At 77.5% G+C, this 680-nt stretch carries 2 protein-coding genes; both read left to right on the top strand.

The window, feature by feature from the left end:
* On the top strand, positions 1-306 hold a 306-nt coding region (locus GTW08_RS19960; protein WP_202417440.1), incomplete at its 5' end, for a type II secretion system F family protein.
* Between the two features lie 58 nt (positions 307-364).
* Complete coding sequence (locus tag GTW08_RS19955) at positions 365-565, top strand: DUF4244 domain-containing protein (protein ID WP_073575807.1); 201 nt, start codon at positions 365-367, stop codon at positions 563-565.
* Positions 566-680 lie beyond the last annotated feature (115 nt).

The following is a 680-nucleotide window of genomic DNA, read 5'->3' as shown; positions in this document are numbered from 1 at the left end:
GGCCTGCTCGCCCTGGGCGCCGACCCCGACGACGCCTGGGCCGCCGCCGGCTCGGTCCCCGAACTCGCCGGGTTCGCCCGCGCGGCGGGCCGGTCGGCCCGTACCGGTGCCGCCCTCGGACGCTCCGCCGCGGCGGAGGCGGCCCGGCTGCGCGCCGGTCTGGCGGACCTCGCCGAGGAGCGGGCGCAGCGCGCCGCGGTCCGCATCACCGCCCCGCTGGGGCTCTGCTTCCTGCCCGCCTTCCTGGTCCTCGGCATCGTGCCGGTCGTGATCGGGCTGGCCGGGGAGGCGTTCGCGCGGTGGTGACCACCGCCGCGCGGCGACCGGGTCCGCACCCCGCGGGCCCCCGACGAAGGAGACACCGATGACCCCCACCCGTTCCCTGCTGCACCGCCGGCTGCGCGCACTCGCCGCCGACGACGACGGTATGTCCACCGTCGAGTACGCCGTCGGCACCGTCGCGGCTGCGGCGTTCGCCGCACTCCTCTACGCGATCGTCAGCGGCGGCGACGTCCTCGCCGCCCTCACCGGGATCGTCCAACGTGCGCTGTCCACGACGCTCTGACCCCCACCGCACCAGCCGCGGTGGTCGCCGCACCATCGGCCGGGCTGCAGCCGTCGGCGCCACGAACAGCCTGGCGAGTTCCCCGGCGGACGACGACGGTGCGGTCACCGTCGAG

The sequence above is a fragment of the Pseudonocardia sp. SID8383 genome (genome assembly GCF_009864975.1).
Classification (GTDB): Bacteria; Actinomycetota; Actinomycetes; order Mycobacteriales; family Pseudonocardiaceae; genus Pseudonocardia; species Pseudonocardia alni.
The sequence above is the reverse complement of the archived record's forward strand: the minus strand, read 5'-3'. Positions and strand labels throughout refer to the sequence as shown.